General features: G+C 43.9%; 13 protein-coding genes. 2 read left to right on the top strand and 11 right to left on the bottom strand.

The genetic code is table 11. The features are described from left to right. Positions 1-249: 249 nt before the first annotated feature. From RRG12_RS15640 to RRG12_RS15600, 9 genes are all read right to left on the bottom strand, one after another. On the bottom strand, positions 250-810 hold the full coding sequence (locus RRG12_RS15640) for a RidA family protein (protein WP_069069089.1): 561 nt from the start codon (positions 808-810) through the stop codon (positions 250-252). A gap of 393 nt (positions 811-1,203) precedes the next feature. Then, positions 1,204-1,728, bottom strand: a complete 525-nt coding sequence (locus tag RRG12_RS15635) for a DUF2085 domain-containing protein (protein WP_420759929.1) — start codon at positions 1,726-1,728, stop codon at positions 1,204-1,206. 495 nt (positions 1,729-2,223) lie between these two features. Beyond that, positions 2,224-4,335: a bifunctional arginine dihydrolase/ornithine cyclodeaminase gene (locus RRG12_RS15630; protein ID WP_420759928.1), complete on the bottom strand. Its 2,112-nt coding sequence runs from the start codon at positions 4,333-4,335 to the stop codon at positions 2,224-2,226. 411 nt (positions 4,336-4,746) lie between these two features. Continuing rightward, positions 4,747-6,366, bottom strand: a complete 1,620-nt coding sequence (locus tag RRG12_RS15625; RefSeq protein ID WP_420759927.1) for a DUF1565 domain-containing protein — start codon at positions 6,364-6,366, stop codon at positions 4,747-4,749. Between the two features lie 427 nt (positions 6,367-6,793). Beyond that, positions 6,794-9,175: a phosphoketolase gene (locus RRG12_RS15620; RefSeq protein ID WP_420759926.1), complete on the bottom strand. Its 2,382-nt coding sequence runs from the start codon at positions 9,173-9,175 to the stop codon at positions 6,794-6,796. A gap of 596 nt (positions 9,176-9,771) precedes the next feature. Then, the gene (locus tag RRG12_RS15615; RefSeq protein WP_420759925.1) at positions 9,772-10,386 is read right to left on the bottom strand and encodes a Uma2 family endonuclease; all 615 of its coding nucleotides are present in this window, start codon (positions 10,384-10,386) and stop codon (positions 9,772-9,774) included. Between the two features lie 49 nt (positions 10,387-10,435). Beyond that, positions 10,436-11,164 (bottom strand): ribosome maturation factor RimM, encoded by a 729-nt coding sequence (rimM, locus tag RRG12_RS15610; protein WP_420759924.1) that lies wholly within the window; start codon positions 11,162-11,164, stop codon positions 10,436-10,438. Positions 11,165-11,285: 121 nt separating this feature from the next. Further along, positions 11,286-12,569, bottom strand: coding sequence for a valine--pyruvate transaminase (locus tag RRG12_RS15605; RefSeq protein ID WP_420759923.1), 1,284 nt, complete (start codon positions 12,567-12,569; stop codon positions 11,286-11,288). A gap of 38 nt (positions 12,570-12,607) precedes the next feature. Then, entirely contained in the window at positions 12,608-12,976 is a 369-nt protein-coding gene (locus RRG12_RS15600; protein WP_420759922.1) for a hypothetical protein, read from the bottom strand. Here RRG12_RS15600 and RRG12_RS15595 point away from each other — a divergent pair. Continuing rightward, positions 12,976-14,085 (top strand): S-(hydroxymethyl)glutathione dehydrogenase/class III alcohol dehydrogenase, encoded by a 1,110-nt coding sequence (locus tag RRG12_RS15595; RefSeq protein WP_420759921.1) that lies wholly within the window; start codon positions 12,976-12,978, stop codon positions 14,083-14,085. The two genes, RRG12_RS15600 and RRG12_RS15595, sit on opposite strands and share 1 nt — an antisense overlap. Before the next feature lie 144 nt (positions 14,086-14,229). Beyond that, positions 14,230-14,688, top strand: coding sequence for a DUF29 domain-containing protein (locus tag RRG12_RS15590; RefSeq protein ID WP_069068318.1), 459 nt, complete (start codon positions 14,230-14,232; stop codon positions 14,686-14,688). 25 nt (positions 14,689-14,713) lie between these two features. On the opposite strand, the gene RRG12_RS15585 is transcribed toward RRG12_RS15590, so the two are convergent. Together RRG12_RS15585 and RRG12_RS15580 are read right to left on the bottom strand one after the other, a co-directional pair. Beyond that, positions 14,714-16,387 carry an ATP-binding protein gene (locus RRG12_RS15585; RefSeq protein ID WP_420759920.1) on the bottom strand — a complete coding sequence of 558 codons (1,674 nt, stop codon included), beginning with the start codon at positions 16,385-16,387 and terminating at the stop codon, positions 14,714-14,716. A gap of 518 nt (positions 16,388-16,905) precedes the next feature. Next, positions 16,906-18,822 carry a GTPase family protein gene (locus RRG12_RS15580; protein ID WP_420759961.1) on the bottom strand — a complete coding sequence of 639 codons (1,917 nt, stop codon included), beginning with the start codon at positions 18,820-18,822 and terminating at the stop codon, positions 16,906-16,908. Positions 18,823-18,945: the final 123 nt, after the last annotated feature.

Here is an 18,945-nt window from a genome sequence, read left to right as displayed (position 1 = left end):
CCTTGTAAGGGCTGGAGAAAGATTAAAGGGAAAGGGATTAAAAACCTTTCACTCTTTCCCTTTAACTTTTAAAGAGCCAAGTTAGAGAGACGCAATAAATCGCCGTCTCTACAGGGGATTTACCCATCAATATATTTATTGCGAATTGCCAATTGCGTTCGCGTTCGCGTAGCGTCTCGTAGAGAAGCGGGGCGTTAGCCCATTGCGAATTGGTTTAATGGAGAGGCTCACTGCTCCCTTGCCTCTTGTTTAATCACGTTTTTCTGGAATTACCGCATAAGCATCAATTTCAAACAACATACCGTCAAGTGCAAGTCTAGGAACGGGAATAAGAGTGTTTGCCGGTGGTTTATTCCCCCAAAGATTAATAATTTCACGTCCTAACGGGATCAATTTATTTTGGTTGTAATCCACTATAAGAACAGTAGTTTTTGCTACATCTTGTGGCTGTGCACCAACCGCTGCTAAGGCATAACGGAGGTTTTTAAAAGCCTGTATTAACTGCTTTTCAAAGTCAGCGGAGACGAGATTACCTTGTAAATCCGAACCAAATTGACCAGAAATATAGACGGTTCTCGCCCTTGCTGGTGTAATAGCTATATGACTATAACCATTTTGGGTTGGATTATATAAAGTTGGTGGGTTCACCAATTTCAACTCTTGCTTGTCTTTGTCTTTAGCGCTCACTTCATTTTGTGTTGCCACCATCAAGGCGGTAGTTACCCCGCTACCTCCAAGCCACAGAAGTGCATTTCGTCGCGAGAAGTTTGCCACTAGTGAATTTACAGCACTGGTAATACGTCTAGTCATTAAAGCTCCTGAAATATGAGTTCTCTATTTTTGCTCATACTGAGTTCTATTATCTACCAAGTTGGAGTAAAAAGGCACTAGTACCGCAAGGCGGAATTAAAAATTAAAAATTAAAAATTAAAAATGAAGACAGCGTAAGGGTTTTGTTGATTGGGAATGGGTGGTTTATTTACGCCGTGCTGTACTAGTTAAGAGGTAAATTTAATGGTGCTCACGCAATTGCAATATATGACATAACATTTTGCAAAAATTAATCCACTCTACAAGTTGTGTGATACAACCCAATACAGTTCAGATAAGATCAAAACACTTGTAACGAGGGCGATTTATCGCGTCTCGAAAACCCACATTTTTGTACAATTAGCCCTTAACCCAAGCCTATTGTGATAAAACCTACAATTTGTTCAAACTAGTTTTAGCACCCTGCCACCCGTGCAAAATGGGCATGGTAAACAATCCCCACGCCAAACCTGTAATCAACCCAAAAGGCGTAACCAGATAGTTATTAAAACCCCACCAACCGAAAATCTGTGCTGCTAATTCTAAGGGATAAGCCATCATCAGCACACTGGCTAAAGCAGCACCACTCCAGCCATACTGACTTAACCAGTAAAATCCTTTACCACCAGTCACCCCATACAGCAGACGAGTAATCAGCAAACCCGTTACAGTGCCGTAGCAGCGCATACACACAGCCATAATAAACGGTGGTGCTAAATCTAACCCCATCTCTGGTTGCGGACACACATGATTACCCATGAAATAAATGATGTCCGCAATCCCAGGAAGCAAAGACACTCCAGACGCAGCTAGAAAGGGAGCGATAGGCGGGCCAAAAACCATTCCTACCAACAAGAAATCAGCTATAAAACTGACCCAATTAACCTGTAATTCTTCACTGAAAGCTACTCTTGTCATCTCCCTTTCTCTGCATCCTTTATGGTTCGTCTCTTAACTTATATTTTGCACTCTTGCACTAGAAGTTGCGGCTACACAGACAAAACCCGCCTACGCGGGTTGAAAACTTTTAATCCGCCTGCGCGGACTTTGTTTGGATAGCCGCGATTTTTAATCACTAGGGCTACGGGCGTGTTTACAAACTATTTGTTTAGTCTCCTAACTTTTTAGATCCCCCTAAATCCCCCTTAAAAAGGGGGACTTTAAGAGACTCTTTGCCCCCCCCTTTTTAAGGCTACGGTGTACACACAAGTCTGAAATAGCGGATTAACCAAGTTTTTACCCCACCCTAACCCTCCCCTTGCAAAGGGGAGGGAACCGGATTGATTTCTTTTTCCCCCCTTTGCAAGGGGGGATTAAGGGGGGTAATTCGATTTGTGTGTACACCGTAGCCTTTTTAAGGGGGGTTGGGGGGATCTAAGACTTTGAAAACACGCCCTAGGTGCAAGATGTGAGTTAACCTACCTTATTAATGTATGGGCTTGTCAACTTATCCAACTGCTGAATCAACAGACTAAGGAACAATCCTACATCTGTCACTACACCCACCGATTCTACAGAACCGCGATCGCTTAATTTAGTTACCACAGCTGGATTAATATCGACACACACCATTTTCACACCAGCCGGAGTCATATTCCCCACGCCAATTGAGTGCAACATCGATGACAGCATCAAAATCATCTCTGCACCTTCTAGGTGTTTGGCATATTCTTCCTGTGCTTTAATCAAATCCATTACGGTATCAGGTAAAGGCCCGTCATCCCGAATCGATCCCGCAAGCACAAAAGGCACGTTATTGTGGACACACTCATACATCACGCCACTTTTAATTGCCCCCGCTTCCACAGCTTTGGGAATGCTGCCATAACGGCGGATACTATTAATTACCTTCAGGTGATGGCGGTGTCCACCACGAACGGCGACACCCCGCTTCATGTCTACACCCAAGGAAGTGCCCATGATATTTTGCTCGATGTCGTGAACTGCGATCGCATTTCCACCAAGCAACGCCTGTACATATCCTTCCCGAACTAGTTGCGCCAGATGTTCGCCGCCACCAGTGTGAATTACCACGGGGCCAGCCGTGACAACTACTTTACCGCCAGCATCGCGGATTTTACGTAATTCCCAAGCTACTTGCTCAACCACCAATTCCACGCGCCGTTCGCTGGAAACGCCCGCTGACATGAAGCTGAATTCTTGAGTGCTGCGTTGTTCGCGTGATTCAGTTTTGCGGATGGTGCGGATACCTAACACATCTACAATTACCTGTTCGCCAACTTCTAAATCGCGGAGGATTTTACACCGAGCAACTAAACCAGAGGGAGTTTGAGTAATTGCGATCGCGCCATCCATTCGCTGATTTTCTACCTTCACCCACTGACCTTTAATTCGGACTTCGGTAGGATAAATTGTACTGACGTAGAAATCATCAGGCGCAACCCCATTTTGGATCACAGGCTCCAAAATTGCATCTCGCTCATCATGAGGTAAATCTACTGCACCCAAATCAATCAATAGGGAGATGATTTCTTCCATCACCTCATGAGATGGTGCTGATACCCTCACCTCTGCGGCTGAAGTACTTTGCCGTTGTTCTCCCAAGTTGAAATTCAGGACTTGGAAGCTTCCCCCGGCATCTATAATCAAATCCAAGGCGCGGTTAATTAAGCCAGCATCCAGCAAATGTCCTTCCATGCGAATGATACGGCTTTCTACCGAGACATTGGCATGAATTTCATCTCTAACTGGCTCTGTTACCCGCAAAGTTAAGCATTTAGCCGCACCACCAGCTTTGAGAAATTCCGTCAGTGGTGTTTCCAGCACTTGGAAACCTAAATCTGCAAGGCGGGTTTTCAAAGCTTCACTCGCCTTATTCATGATCACAATGCTGTCCACATTCACCGCATTACAAGCGAAGTTGACTGCATCGGCTTCAGCAAGGGCGATTCGCTTTTCGGGTGCGACTCGCATTTCAATTAAGCGGTTGGAGTAAGAATCAAAAGCGCCTGGATAGTACAGCAAATAGCCATTTGCTAAGGGACAAAAACAGGTATCCAGGTGATAGAAACGTTCATCGATGAGTCGTAGGGAGAGAACCTCAATATCCAGCCATTTAGCTAGATAAGGGTGAGAATCTAATTCCGAGCGAAAACCATATCCCGCCCATAACCAACGTCCTTCCCGATCTAGCAGTGCATCTCCTGCTCCCTCAAAGGGCAAATCTTTAGGAAGTTCATTAACTGTATAACCATTTTCCTCAAACCATTGTTTGAAGAAAGGCTCCTCTCCCTGGCGTTCTTTATGTAAAAAGCGACTGAGGACGACAGTATCTCCTAGTACTAAGCCAGCGTTGGCGGTAAAAACCAAATCAGGCCAACCTTTTTCCGGTGATACTAAGTCTACAATGGCGTGTTGTTTCAGAATCTCGTGTAGTCCTTTCCACTGTTCCACGGCGCGATCGCGCGATGATTTGTGAATATTCCCTTCCATCCAAGGATTAATCACATAGTCCACATCGTAGTGGTCAGGAGGACACATTAAAAAGCGAATCCGGGAAGTCATAAAAATCTTACAAGCGTTTTATATGCTACAAGCTTACTTTGAATACAGATTTTTGTTTTTCTACACTTGGTAAAATCTGTTACTAAAGCTTCACATTTTGATAGTTGAAGGCTTTACAAAGGCTTCGTTACTAATTCTATTACTCGAAGAAGGTAATAAGTACAGAAGGTGGCAAAATGCCAATAATGTCAAAACTGCTCGGTTAAGGGGAAAAGGGAAAGGAGCAAGAAAAAACACCATGATAAGCAGCAGATAGCAAATATTGGTGGCGATCGCTCTCTTCTTCTATCTACTTTGCACCAAAATACGGGCGTCCGAAGTCAAGAAAAATTTTTCCCTAACTTCGGGCCAGGTATGTACCAAAAAACTCGACCAATGACAAATGACCAATGACAAATGACAAATGACCAATCAAGCAGTCACAATATAAGGCGAGTTGATTGCTGCTACACTACCAGCATCTACCAAAGCTTGATACACGATCGCCGCTACTTCGCCGCGTGTAGCATCGCGGGTAGGATTGAGTTGTTTCAGGTTCGGGTAATTGACGATAATTTCTTTGTCTATAGCTTTTATTACCTCATCCTTGGCATATTCAGGAATCTTAGCTTGGTCATCAAAAACTTTGATGTTTGCTGTACCATCAGCAGATAACTTCAGTCCATTCACCAGAGAGACAATCACTTGCACGCGCTGAATATTTTTGTTGGGGCCAAAGGTATTGTCGGGAAAACCAGAGAGAAATGAACCTTGATATGCCTGTTCAATAACTTTAGATGCCCAGAAGTCTGCTGGTACATCTTTGAATTTGATCACCGCACGGTTAGGCGATGGGTTGAAAGCTTTTACCAGTAATGCAGCGTATTGTGCCCGTGTCATAGTTGCATCGGGTTTAAATGTGCGATCGGGGAAACCGTTAATTATCCCCAATTTGACTAATTCCCGAATAAACCCACCTGCCCAATGATTCGCAATATCGGTTAATTCTATAGTAGGTGTGGGAGTTGGAGTCGGTGTTGGAGTCGGTGTGGGTGTTGGAGTCGGTGTCGGTGTGGGAGTAGGCGTTGGTGTTGGAGTCGGTGTTGGTGTTGGTGTCGGTGTTGGTGTTGGAGTTGGCGTGGGTGTTGGCGTGGGTGTTGGCGTGGGCGTTGGTGTTGGAACCGAACTATCTGCAAACTCTACATTTCCAGTGACTTTAGACGGATCTATTTTATTTCCTAGAGAAATCAGCTTATTGGAACTGGCATTTTGCAAATCAAATTTACCGTTATTGCGTAGAGTATTGCCTCCTGGATTATTGGTACTGCCGATATCTGGTAGAGCAGTTCCAATTACTGTGATGCCATCGTCAGTATTATTTTCACAGACATTATTACGTAATAGAGGACGAGAACTACCAGAGATAACAATTCCAGAACGGTTTTCGTAAATTCTGTTATCTCGAAGGATGGGTGATGCAGTATCACTAATAGCGATGCCAAAACCTGTTTTGAAGAAGGTATTATTTTCAATTTGGCCTTTGGAATTTTTTGCGATCGCAATTCCATTGGCTGCATTTTCACTAAAAACATTACCTAGAATAACTGGGTTAGCCTCACCTGTAGCAAATACTCCCTCTCGCTTACAGTTTTTGAAGGTGCTATTAGCAACAGTAGGGGCAGTTGATTCAATCCAGACACCACTACCACGACTAGCCAGATTTGTTACAGTCACTCCCCGCACCTCGGCTTTATCCAACAGCACAAATGTGACATTCTGACCAGCAAAAGTACGGCTTAGATAATTACCACTCCCTTCAATCAAAATGCGATCGCCTTTGTTGACTTCACTACCCACCACTGTCACCCCAGATGGAACTGTTAGCGGAAAAACTTCACCGCTAGCAGCATTGTAATTACCATCTGCTAGTTGAATCTTAGTATCAACAGTAGCTACCTTGAGGGCTTGGGTAATAGTTTTGAAGGGGGCTTGTTGGCTACCTGGGTTAGTATCGCTGCCTGATACTGAATTTACGTAAAAATTTTGAGCCATATTTATACTTTAGTAAAATACATAGCTATCCTAGCGCTAACTATGAAAGCAAGTAGCGTTTGATGCATTAAGTAACTTTAAGTACTTCTCACTGCAAAGTTAAAAAATTATTCATCCGAGCAGGGTTTGACTTTTTCTGCCACCATCTCTAATAGTCTGTCAAATTCATTTTGACGGTTAGAGAGACGCGATAAATCGCCGTCTCTACAAAGAATTTATCCGTCAATTAGTTATTGACAGACTACTATAGCAAATAAGATTCCCGACTTTTCAAAGAAGTTAGGGATCTGAATCTCTCGATTTTCACAACTCATTTAGGATCGCTATAGTTTCGCCTAAATACTATTTTATTCTCAATAAGACTCTGTTAAAAAAGAGAGAAGCAGGGAGAAGAGTTTCCCCTCTGCCTCTTTCCCCTCATTTCCTCTTAATACGGCCACTTCCAATCACGAATTTCCGGCATATCGTCGCCATACTTCTCAATGTAGTGCTTATGTTCGATCAGCTTATCTTGCATTTGCTGTTTGACATAAGCTGCCTTGTATCCTAATTTCGGCACGCGATTAATTACATCAATTACCAAATGGAAGCGATCTAGATCGTTAAGCACAACCATATCAAAGGGCGTGGTGGTAGTTCCCTCTTCCTTGTAGCCACGCACATGGAGATTTTTGTGATTAGTCTGGCGATAAGTTAGGCGATGAATCAGCCAAGGATAGCCATGAAAGGCAAAGATAATTGGTTTGTCGGTGGTGAAAATTGTATCAAAGTCTTTTTCACTCAAACCGTGGGGATGTTCGCTTTTTGGCTGTAGTGTCATCAAATCGACTACATTCACTACCCGCACCTTTAAGTCGGGGAAGTGCTGGCGCAGAATGTCTACAGCCGCCAAGGTTTCTAGGGTGGGAATATCCCCAGCACAACCAAGGACTACATCTGGTTCGCCGCCTTTGTCGTTGCTTGCCCATTCCCAAATACCGATACCTTTGGTGCAGTGCTTGATAGCAGCATCCATATTGAGATATTGCAATGCGGGTTGTTTTCCAGCAACGATGACGTTGACATAGTTGCGGCTTCTCAAGCAGTGGTCAGTTACCGATAGCAGAGTGTTGGCATCGGGGGGCAAATAAACGCGGACGATCTCTGCTTTCTTGTTGATTACGTGGTCAATAAAACCAGGATCTTGGTGGGAAAAGCCGTTATGGTCTTGTCGCCAAACGTGGGATGTGAGTAGGTAATTCAGAGAAGCAATTGGTCTACGCCAGGGAATATCTCTGGTTGTTTTCAGCCATTTGGCGTGCTGATTGAACATCGAGTCAATGATGTGGATGAAGGCCTCATAGCAAGAGAAAAATCCGTGGCGTCCTGTGAGGAGGTAGCCTTCTAACCATCCTTGACAATTAGTTTCGCTCAGAATTTCCATCACCCGACCATCGGGGGAAAGGTGGTCATCTTCTGGGAGTTTCTCGGCTACCCAAGTCCGGTCTGTGACTTCTAACACACCACCTAAGCGATTCGATGCTGTTTCGTCGGGGCCGACGATGCGGAAGTTGCGGCTTTCTTGGTTAAGTCGCATGATATCCCGCAGGAATTTTCCGGCAACTTGGGTAGCTTCAGCGATCGCTTTCCCTGGTTCAGAAACATCTACAGCATAGTCTTGAAAATCGGGCATCTTCAGGTCATGCAGCAAGATACCGCCGTTAGCGTGGGGATTGTCACCCATGCGTCGATGCCCTTTGGGGGCTAGTTCTGCTAGTTCGGGAATTAGTTTACCGTTAGCGTCGAAGAGTTCTTCTGGCTGGTAACTCTTCATCCAATCTTCTAGGAGTCTTAGGTGGTCTGGCTGTTTGGCGATGTTGCCAAAGGGAACTTGGTGCGATCGCCAATAACCTTCGGTTTTTTTACCATCTACTTCTTTGGGCCCTGTCCAACCTTTGGGGGTTCTCATGACAATCATCGGCCACTGGGGACGTTCAGTAAAACCATGTACGCGGGCTTCTCTTTGGATACTTTGAATTTCTGCGATCGCTATATCTAGAGTCGCCGCCATCTGCTGGTGGACATCTGCGGGATCATCACCTTCAACAAAGTAGGGCTTGTAGCCGTAGCCTACAAATAAGCTTTCTAATTCCTCATGGCTGATACGTGCCAATACTGTTGGGTTAGCAATTTTATACCCATTCAAGTGGAGGATCGGCAGTACAGCCCCATCATGCACAGGGTTAAGAAACTTGTTGGAATGCCAGCTAGTTGCTAAAGCACCTGTTTCAGCTTCGCCGTCACCCACAACAGCAGCAACGATTAAGTCAGGGTTATCAAAGGCAGCACCAAAAGCGTGGACAAGGGCATAACCTAGTTCCCCACCTTCGTGAATGGAACCGGGGGTTTCCGGTGCAACGTGGCTGGGAATCCCACCTGGGAAAGAGAACTGTTTGAAGAGTTTCCCGATTCCTTCAGCATCCTGAGAAATGTTGTGGTAATACTCAGTGTAAGTACCTTCTAGGTAGGTATTGGCTACCAATCCAGGGCCTCCATGACCAGGCCCAGCAATATAGATGGTGTTGAGGTCATATTTTTTGATGACCCGATTCAGGTGAACATAGATAAAGTTCAGCCCTGGTGTTGTTCCCCAGTGTCCCAAAAGTCTGGGTTTAACGTGTTCCAGCTTTAGCGGTTCTCTCAGTAGCGGATTGTCGAGTAGATATATTTGCCCAACTGAAAGATAGTTAGCTGCACGCCAGTAGGCGTTTATCTTCCGTAATTCTTCATCTGTTAAAGGCTTTGTTTGTGGAGTCGTTGCTAATGTCATTTCGATACTCCATTCCAAAAGGTTTTTGACGGGTTGATCAGTAAGCAATTATACTTGTTTTTCAAATGATAGCCATCTAACCCACGATGAATTTTTCCAGCCTTAGTGACTAAATTCCTTGGTTTGGGATTTTGACGGTTAGAGAGACGCGATAAATCGCCGTCAAGACGAAAGATTGATCATTAGACCTCTTGCAAAAAGCACTTTTGCAAGAGGGGGAAAAGGGTAAAGGTTAAAGGGAAAGGGGGCAATACAGAACTTTTTCCCCTTCCCCCCGCCCCTTTAACCGACTTATGCAAGAAGTCTATTCTAGAGACGGCGATTTATCGTAAATTCAAGGGTTTAAGTCCCCAACCATTACACGTAGTATCAGTTGAGTTGGGGTTTAAATCCCTAACTCCAACTGTCTTTAATTTTGAATTTTGAATTTTGAATTGTTAACGCGTCTTTGGATCTAGAATTTTCATCAAAAAACCTTAGCCGAACCGCATAATGTATTTTATTCAGTTTGATTTATTAATGGATAAATCAAACTGCTCTGTCTTGAAAAGTATGAATTATCAATTAATAATTATTTGCTCAAAATAGGTCTAAGTTTAAATATTACCCGCTTGAAAAATTTGTTGAGCAGTTAAATTTAACTCTGGAAATGTTGGGGACTGGATCAGGTCAGTATCTCGAAACTTGCTCACTTGATATTCACCTTCATCCAAAGAACAAACTAAGAGCGTAGGTTGCTTTGGTTTGCCAATAAACTCCCTACCACCGAAAGCAGCATAATCAACAATCCAGTACTCAGTAATTCCCATTTCTTCATAATCGGCGTATTTTTTGAGATAGTCATCACGCCAATTTGTACTAACAACTTCAACAATTACAGGAATTGATGCAGGTTGAATAACAGTAGATTCTTTTTTCCACAGAGGTTCATTTATCAAATTAGGGCGATTCAACAACAGCACATCTGGCGAGTAACCTGATTCATTTACAGGTGCTTTGACTAGTGCTGTCTTGGGTATAAAGTAGGGGAGATTTAAACGGATACATTCTCTAGTAAGTTCAAAAGCTAAAAATCCTGTTACCTCTTCATGGTCTCCTACAGGTTGAGGCATTTTAACAATTGTTCCTTTGTGCAATTCATAGCGCTCATTATCTGGTTTCCACTTGACAAATTCTTCAAAAGTTACAATTTTTGGTAAAGCTTGAGTCACGTCGCTTTGCTCCGAATTAAAAATTAAAAATTACCATTCAATTAATGACTTAATTATTAATTTCCAATAACCCAGGCGGTGGCGTGATTTCAATGCGATTAGATTTCAAGTCTACAACTGGTGCGATCGCTTCCACAAATGGAATCAAAACAGTCTTTTGCTTTTTGTCATTTGTCATTTGTCCTTTGTCATTCGCAAATGATTCATGGAACTTGACTTCTAACAAATCATTTCCCGCCGGGATGATATCTACCACCGTACCAACGAGTTCGCCAGATGCTTGCATGAAGACTTCCAAGCCAATCAAATCAAGGACATGATATTCATCTTCGCCTAATTGGGGGCGATCGCTTGCTGGCACCATTAACGTACAACCGCGCAACGCCTCCGCCTGATCGCAATTTTCTACGCCAGCCAATTTAATCACATACAAGTTTTTGTTACTGATATAACGTCCTGTCAATAATTCGATTGGTTGTGGTTCCGTCTCACCAGAACGCAACAACCAACGTTTTCCCGGCACCTCAAATCTTTCGGGAAAGTCTGATACAGGGTAAACCCGTAATTCTCCAGATAATCCTTGAGGGGAAACAATCTTACCAATTTCTAGCCAATTATCGAGATTGGGGATTGGGGATTGGGGACTGGGAACTAGGGGCTGGGGATTAGGGGCTGGAGATTGGACATTTTTAATTTTTGAATTTCCTCCTACTCTCTTGCCCCTCTGCTTCTCTGTCCCTCTGCCTCCAATATCTTTATTAGCTTCTTCGTGTTTCATTTCCATCTTTCTTACTAGTACAACACGGTGGAAATAAACCACCCATTCCAAATCAATGAAACGCTTAGGCTGTATTCATTTTTAATTTTTAATTTTTAATTTTTAATTCCGCCTTGCGGTGCTAGGCAGTTACAACCGCACGCTTATAAGCTTCCTCAGTCACTTTTGCTAGACGTTGCATTGCTGTGGCAATCTCTTCATCGCTACCGGTAAGGCTGATGCGGAAGCATTGGTGTTTGTGCGCCCACTCTTCCTCTAATCCAGGGAAAAAGGTACTTCCAGGGACAATAATCACACCTACTTGTTTTAATTGCTGGTAAAATTCCCAGTCGCTAATGGGTAAATCCTGTAACCACAACCAAGCAAAAATTGCCCCTTCACCGCGATGGAGAAACCAAGGTAAATCCTTGGGCATGGCTTGTTCTAAGCTGGTTTCTAAAACGGTAAATTTATTTTGGTAAAAAGGACGGATGACAGTGTGAGAAATGTCCACCAAGCGGCCAGAATTAATTGCAAGAGCTGCGATCGCTTGGCCGTAACGTGAAGAATGGAGGCTCATATTTGCCTGAAAACACTCCAGCACTTCAATCCACTTTTCATCCCCAATGGCAATACCAATCCTTTCTCCTGGTAATCCCGCTTTCGATAAACTCATACAGTGGAGAATATTATCACCAAACACTGGTGTCATTTCAGTAAAGTTCAAGGCTGGAAAGGGAGGTGCATAAGCTGAGTCAATTAAGACTGGCAGATTATAAGGCGCAGCCAGGGCAGCAATCTTTTTCACCTCATCATCAGTGAGGACATTACCAGTGGGATTACAGGGGCGAGAGAAGAGGACACAACCTGTATTTTCTGTAATTGATAGTTGGCTGAAGTCGGGGCGATATTTAAATCGGTGGGCGGCTTCATCAATATCGAGAGTCGGTTTGTAAGCAATTAAGGCTTTTGGAACTAAGCAGATACCGCCGTAACCTGTGTAGTCAGGGCTGAGGGGCAAAACGATTTGTTTTAATTCACCACTGGGGGTGTAGCCACCGAAGCTATTTACAGCGTAGAAGTAGAGGGTTTGACTACCGGGGGTGATCAGGATATTGCGATCGCTTAAGTTTAACCCGTAGCGTTTGTTAAAATCATTTGCGATCGCTTCAATTAATGGTGCATAACCCTGACTTGAGCCGTAGCGACAAACTACCTCACCATATTCTGGACTAGCGAGAAGTTGTGCAGTGCAATCCCGCCATAATTGTTCTACCTCTGGCAAAATCAACGGATTACCAGCACTCAAATTAATAAACTGCTGCCCTGCACCCGCTCGTAATGTTTCGATAATATCCTTCATGATTGCTCTGACGCCAGTCAGGTTGGACATTTGAGCGCCAATTTGTGTTAGGGCAGGGTTCATAAGCTGTGACAAAATGTATTAATTGAGGGGTGAACAAATTATTTGGGAGTTGCTGCTGACATCCAGTTTACATCGTTGTCAAAACGGCTGTTGCCGTCTTTAACCAATCTAGCTAGAGAATGATATTTTAACAAAGTAATAATATTTATCGTTATAGTGGCGATCGCGCTTAGTAAATCTGATGAAGTGATACAAAAGTGTATCATGCGCTCAATACAGATGATGGGAAGTGAGGGAGATGGGGGAGATGAGGAGGCAGGGGAGCAGGGGAAGTAGGGGAGCAGGGGAAGATGAGGGAGATTGAGAATAACTAATATAAACAATTCCCAATTCCCAATGCCCAATGCCCCATGCCCCATGCCCAATGACAAATGACAAATGACAAAACTATACAGGAGTGCTGACATTGGAAGTTAAAGCAGCAGTAGCTTACAGTGCAGGTAAGCCGTTAACGATTGAAAACGTTCAACTATCGGGGCCAAAAGCCGGCGAAGTTTTAGTTGAGGTTAAAGCCAGCGGGGTTTGTCATACGGACGCTTTTACCTTATCTGGTGATGATCCCGAAGGTTTGTTTCCGGCAATTTTGGGACATGAAGGTGCTGGTGTAGTAGTGGAAGTAGGGGCCGGTGTCACCATTCTTAAACCAGGGGATCATGTGATTCCCCTATACACTCCCGAATGTCGCCAGTGCGAATATTGTTTGAGTTTCAAAACTAATCTCTGTCAAGCCATTCGCCTAACTCAAGGACGCGGTGTTATGCCCGATGGCACTAGTCGCTTTAGTCTCGATGGGCAAATGATTCATCATTATATGGGTACATCTACTTTTGCCAACTATACGGTGCTGCCGGAAATCGCCTTGGCAAAAATTCGAGAAGACGCCCCATTTGATAAGGTTTGCTACATTGGCTGTGGTGTAACTACTGGTGTTGGTGCAGTTATCAATACTGCCAAGGTGGAACCTGGGGCAAATGTCGTAGTTTTCGGCTTGGGTGGTATTGGCTTAAATGTCATCCAAGGGGCGCGGTTGGTAGGGGCAAATATGATTGTCGGGGTGGATATTAATCCCAGCAAACGCGCTTTGGCAGAAAAATTTGGTATGACGCATTTTGTCAATCCCCAGGAAGTAGAAGGTGATTTAGTTCCCTATCTGGTTGATTTAACAAAAGGCGGCGCTGATTACAGTTTTGAATGTATCGGTAATGTCAAAATTATGCGTCAAGCATTAGAATGCTGCCACAAAGGTTGGGGTGTCAGTGTGATTATCGGCGTTGCTGGTGCTGGACAGGAAATCAGTACTCGTCCTTTTCAGTTAGTAACTGGGCGCGTTTGGAAAGGTTCGGCATTCGGTGGCGCTAGAGGACGTACAGATGTGCCAAAAATTGTTGATTGGTATATGGAAGGTAAGATAAATATTGATGATTTGATTACTCATGTGATGCCCATTGAGCAAATTAATGATGCTTTTGAATTGATGCACAAAGGTGAATCAATTCGGAGTGTGGTAACTTTCTAATTCATAATTCGTGATTCGTAACTGATGCTTATGCAGACAGTACTGTATCAAATAAGGTTTAAATCTCTATCTTAAGCGTAATTATGAATTATGAATTTAAAAATTTTGTAGACACTACAAACCTGAAAAACTAAAAAGAAGCTGATGCAAAACTTCTATGAAGCAGACTTTTACAGTTGGACTCAAGAACAGGCTAACCTTTTGCGTCATCACCAATGGAACCAGCTTGACTTACCCAATTTAATTGAGGAAATCGAATCTTTGGGAAGAAAGGAACGCCAAGAATTGAGAAATCGTCTTAGTATATTAATTGGACATTTGCTCAAATGGGAATTTCAACCAAATCAACGCAGTCGTAGTTGGTTAGCAACAATTAGAGTACAACGACGGGAAATTATCAAGTTGTTGAGCGAAAATCCTAGTCTGAAACCTTACCTTGAAGAAGCACTCCAGGAATCTTATGAAAATGGTAGGGATTTAGCATCAGGAGAAACAAATTTGCCACTCTCAACTTTTCCCCAGCAATGTTTATATACTTTTGAGGAAATTTTGAGCGATCGCTTTTATCCGGGTGAACCTGCGACAGATGATTTAATGGGATAAAAGCGATGTCTAGGATGGGCTACGCTTACGCACTCATAAGATAGTGTCGATCAATTTCTGCTGTAAGTATTTCAAAGTCCACAGGCTTGGTTAAGTGGCATTTAAAACCAGACTTAAGCGCAAGTTCCTTATCCATTTGGCCACCGTAGCCGGTGAGCGCAATCAGAATTGAGCGAGTAAATTTGGAGTCTTTACTCAGTTCTTGTGCAACGGCGAATCCATCCATCTCAGGAAGCCCGATGTCACAAATAATCACATTAGGCTCCAACTGTCTTGCAGTTTCTAACCCTAAAATTCCATTCTTGGCAATGGAAACTTCATGCCCAAAATGCTCAAGTACTGCTTGTAATGATACGGCTGAATCGTCGTTATCTTCGATGACTAAAATCTTCAACGATTTTTTAGCCGCCTCTATAATCTCTTGGTCGTTATCTAAGGTTGTAATATCCTCGCATACAGGGAGAGTAACTTTGAATTCTGCTCCCAAATTAATCCCTCTACTTGAGGCTTCAACATTACCACCATGAAGTTCCACAAGACTTTTTACTACCGAGAGTCCCAAACCTAGCCCGCCCCTGGAACGATCTAAACTGCGATCGGCTTGGGTAAATGGCTCGAAGAGTTCTGGTAAAATTGTCGGGTCTATCCCTATTCCTGAATCTCTTACAGTTAAGGCCGCTACACTCCCTAAGCCATTTTCACTGGGAATAAATGACAAATTCACCCAAATCGTCCCATCTGGCTGGGAAAACTTTAAGGCGTTATCAAGCAGGTTTCCAAAGATTTGGAAGAAGCGGGTGGAGTCCACATAAGTCCACACGGGTGTGTTTGGCAAGTCTTGTACTACAGTAAGATTCGATCTATTTATTGCTTCTGTATGATCATTAAGACTCTGGCGAACTAAATCCACCAGATTCAACTTCTCAAGGTTTAATGAAATTTTCCCGTAGGTGATAGACGATACGTCGAGTAACTCATCGATCAATTTTGAGAGGTGCTTAATCTGGTGTTGCATCATTAAAACTGTTTCCCCGACTGCACCAGTCTCGCCCAGCTTCAATTTGAGAAGCTGAACGCCGTTCGAGATGGGGGCAACAGGATTCCTCAGTTCGTGAGCTAGCATCGCAATGAATTTGTCTTTTAGGGCGTTTTGGTTCGTAAGTTTCTGGAAAAGCTGAACGTTGGCGATCGCAACTGCTGTAGTATCAGTAAGAATCTCAAGTAGTTCTATTTCTTCGGGTGTGGCTCGGTGTGTTGTACTCCAGTAGGCTCCAATTGCACCCAGTGGATCTGCAACCCGTATGGGAACCATCACTAAACTTTTGACGAAAGTCACTTTGTAGGCATCGATAGGTATTCGAGCATCCTGGTAAATATCTTCAATCACGGCTGCTTGTTTATTGAGCATTGCCCAACCGGAGATGCAAGACTTGAGCGGAAAACGCATACCTTTCCAAAGTGGCCCGATGGCATTTTCATCGACATAGTGGCAACATTCACCATCCCGCAGTACAAAAGTTACTCCATCAGCATTAGTGAGATCACGGGCTGCCAAACGCACAATCTCAATAATTTCCTCAATAGTCCGTACACTGGCCAAATCCTTCACGACCGCAAGCAGGCTATTGTAAGACGAAATGCTATATCTCTGATGTGAATTCTGTTCTTGAGAGATGGAGGTTTGTAATATATTTCTCATAAAAAACTCCGAATAAAAGGGGCGTCTGATTCAGGAGGCAGGAGGCAGGGGGCAGGAGGCAGGAGGAACCCACGTTTAAAAACATGGGATTGAAGTAAGGACGCTTTATACCGGACTTCGTGTCGCTACGCTAACGCGCTACGCGTCTCGGTACAATTCTTTTTTTTAAACTGGGCTTTAGACTCAGCAACTTTAGTTTTAATTGATAGTCCTAACCTCCTGCCCTCTGCCTCCTAACTCCTGCCTTTTTTGTAAAGAAAGCGGGTAGGTTTCAGCAGACACCTACTCTTAATCGTAATCTTAACTTTGATGTTAGGAGTACAACCCAATACCACATTTTGGATTTGTGATTTTCTTAGTATAATTACGCTATTTTCCAGTAAAATGAATCGTAAATATACTTAAAAAGACGCGATAAATCGCCGTCTCTACAAGTGTTTTGGTCTTATCTGAACTGTATTGAGGTATAGCCCGTTGTAGACATTGCTTATGGGCATTAATTTCTCAATGCAGACAAATTATTTGCCAATTGACAGATAATACTCAAATCGCTCCCGGAGTTGTTCAACTGTTAGATTCTGAGTCCAGTATTCCACTAGGGCGTGACCAAATGCCCAGGCGTTGCGATCGGGTGAAGCGGAGTTTTCTAGCAGTAGCGGCCAGAGGGATAGTAATTCAAAATTTAGTGGGTTAGGGTTGCCTGTATTCAAGAGTGAGAAAAGCTCATATCCCATTTGGAGTTTGCCAATCACAATCGGCAACTGTTCCACAGGAATTTGCTCTGCCAGCATATATGCTAAGGCTGGAGATCCAGTTGAGAGTGTAGAAACAAACTGGAGAACGGGACTTTTGAGAAATGCCGTTAATCCTTGTGTTGTCGTCATCTGGAAGGTGTAGTGGTCGATGATTTTGGCCGCGGCGATGATACGGGCTTCTAGGTTACGCAAAAAGCGGGCGAGACGAAGTTGCTTGCTAGGTGCGATCGCATCCACTAATCCCAACGATAGCGCTTCCACTCCCCAAGCGATTCGATTTGTTTTGCTGTCAGCTGTAACCACTGGTAGAACTAGATTACAGAAATTTCCTAGCAATTTGGCGCGATATTCAGTGGCTTCTCGAATAGAAACTTCTTTGGAGCGATCGCCCCATTCCCAATTATAAGGTGGTTGCCATTCGCGGATGGGACGCAGACGATCTACTTGAGTGACAATTGCGATCGCAGGTAAATCTGCAACTTCTGCTTTGATATCTTGCAAAAAATCTACATCCATTTGCAGCGCAGGATCGAGGGCAGGGGTAGCTAACAGCAGTAAATCTGCATTGATGGCATAATCAAGCACTAAATTTCGGAGATCGGCACGGTTGACTTGTTCATAACCAGGTGTATCCCAAAGCGTCAAGGTTTCTCCGCTTTGAGTCTGCCATTGATAATTTTGAATGCGATCGGTACTGGGTAAAACATCAACGGCTGCGAGATCCGCCTGAAATAGCGTGTTAATCAAGCTACTTTTTCCCGAACCTGTGCGCCCAACCAGCAAAATATTCACGGGTTTTTGCTCAACTGCCTCAGCTGGTTGAGCTTGAGTTAAGATATCTCGGAGTGTTTGGGTTTTTGCCTTGGGTAAAGTTGGTGTGGAAACTACGGTTGCTGAAACTGGTAATGTGCTACGTCCGTAGAGTGCGATCGCTTGTCGGCATAAGTTTCTCAGGGCAGCTTCCCGAAATAACTGACTCAAATTCCCCAATAATTGCTGAGTTGCTTGGTTACTAGAACCTTGACTGGCTTGTTTTGCCACCGCCGCCACCGGATTTAAAACCCACTGGGCCCAGTTCCAAACCCGCCAGAATTTCCGAGCCGATGGTTCTAACTTCCGGTAGACTTCGTATCCTTGGTATGCTTGTCCAACCGTTACCTGATTGAGGACAGGCGATAACTTTTGCATCCACTGATCCATATCATCCACCGTTCCGCGAATCAGCCCGTAAGCTTGGGGGACGTAAATATTCAGCAGGGGATATTGAATTTGAGGATTGTAGATATGAGCGATCGCCACAACTAAATCTTGGCATCGCGTCCAAAAAGTTTGCCAGTCTTCCCAAATCGGGCGATCGCTTTGTGCTGCTTGCAGAATTTCTTGGAGTGCGGCTTCTGCTTGCTTTGTGGTGTCACTTCCCACTGTTCGTACAGTATCCTCTACTGTCGATTCCAGTTCTTCTTGGACTTGGGCTAATACAGCTTCTACTTGGTTAACAGCAGGTTGAGTCCATTTGACTAGCAGCCAACGCCAACCAACGAATAAAAGGGTGAATACACCCCAAATCCAATTAATGCCCCACGCATGAATTTGCGAACCGGCGGATACCAGTATGAAAATTATGATAAACGCGATCGGGATTGCTAAAACGACCCACTGCCACGGTTTTAATCGCACCATTGCCCCATACCTGCTTTGGTTAGACTGCTTATACAAATAGTAACTATAGGATTCATATTTGATTTGGTGAAAAAACTCAGTACAACTAAGAAGCCTTCTTGACTGTTGCCTATTGCCTATTGC

This window comes from Nostoc sp. CALU 546 (assembly GCF_048836525.1).
This window is presented reverse-complemented; position numbering and strand designations above follow the sequence as displayed.

Excerpts from the sequence above, each read along its gene's own strand:
- RRG12_RS15640 (WP_069069089.1), bottom strand. The coding sequence starts at position 810 with ATGACTAGACGTATTACCAGTGCTGTAAATTCACTAGTGGCAAACTTC.
- RRG12_RS15635 (WP_420759929.1), bottom strand. The coding sequence starts at position 1,728 with ATGACAAGAGTAGCTTTCAGTGAAGAATTACAGGTTAATTGGGTCAGT.
- RRG12_RS15630 (WP_420759928.1), bottom strand. The coding sequence starts at position 4,335 with ATGACTTCCCGGATTCGCTTTTTAATGTGTCCTCCTGACCACTACGAT.
- RRG12_RS15625 (WP_420759927.1), bottom strand. The coding sequence starts at position 6,366 with ATGGCTCAAAATTTTTACGTAAATTCAGTATCAGGCAGCGATACTAAC.
- RRG12_RS15620 (WP_420759926.1), bottom strand. The coding sequence starts at position 9,175 with ATGACATTAGCAACGACTCCACAAACAAAGCCTTTAACAGATGAAGAA.
- rimM (WP_420759924.1), bottom strand. The coding sequence starts at position 11,164 with ATGAAACACGAAGAAGCTAATAAAGATATTGGAGGCAGAGGGACAGAG.
- RRG12_RS15605 (WP_420759923.1), bottom strand. The coding sequence starts at position 12,569 with ATGAACCCTGCCCTAACACAAATTGGCGCTCAAATGTCCAACCTGACT.
- RRG12_RS15600 (WP_420759922.1), bottom strand. The coding sequence starts at position 12,976 with ATGTCAGCACTCCTGTATAGTTTTGTCATTTGTCATTTGTCATTGGGC.
- RRG12_RS15590 (WP_069068318.1), top strand. The coding sequence starts at position 14,230 with ATGCAAAACTTCTATGAAGCAGACTTTTACAGTTGGACTCAAGAACAG.
- RRG12_RS15585 (WP_420759920.1), bottom strand. The coding sequence starts at position 16,387 with ATGAGAAATATATTACAAACCTCCATCTCTCAAGAACAGAATTCACAT.
- RRG12_RS15580 (WP_420759961.1), bottom strand. The coding sequence starts at position 18,822 with ATGGTGCGATTAAAACCGTGGCAGTGGGTCGTTTTAGCAATCCCGATC.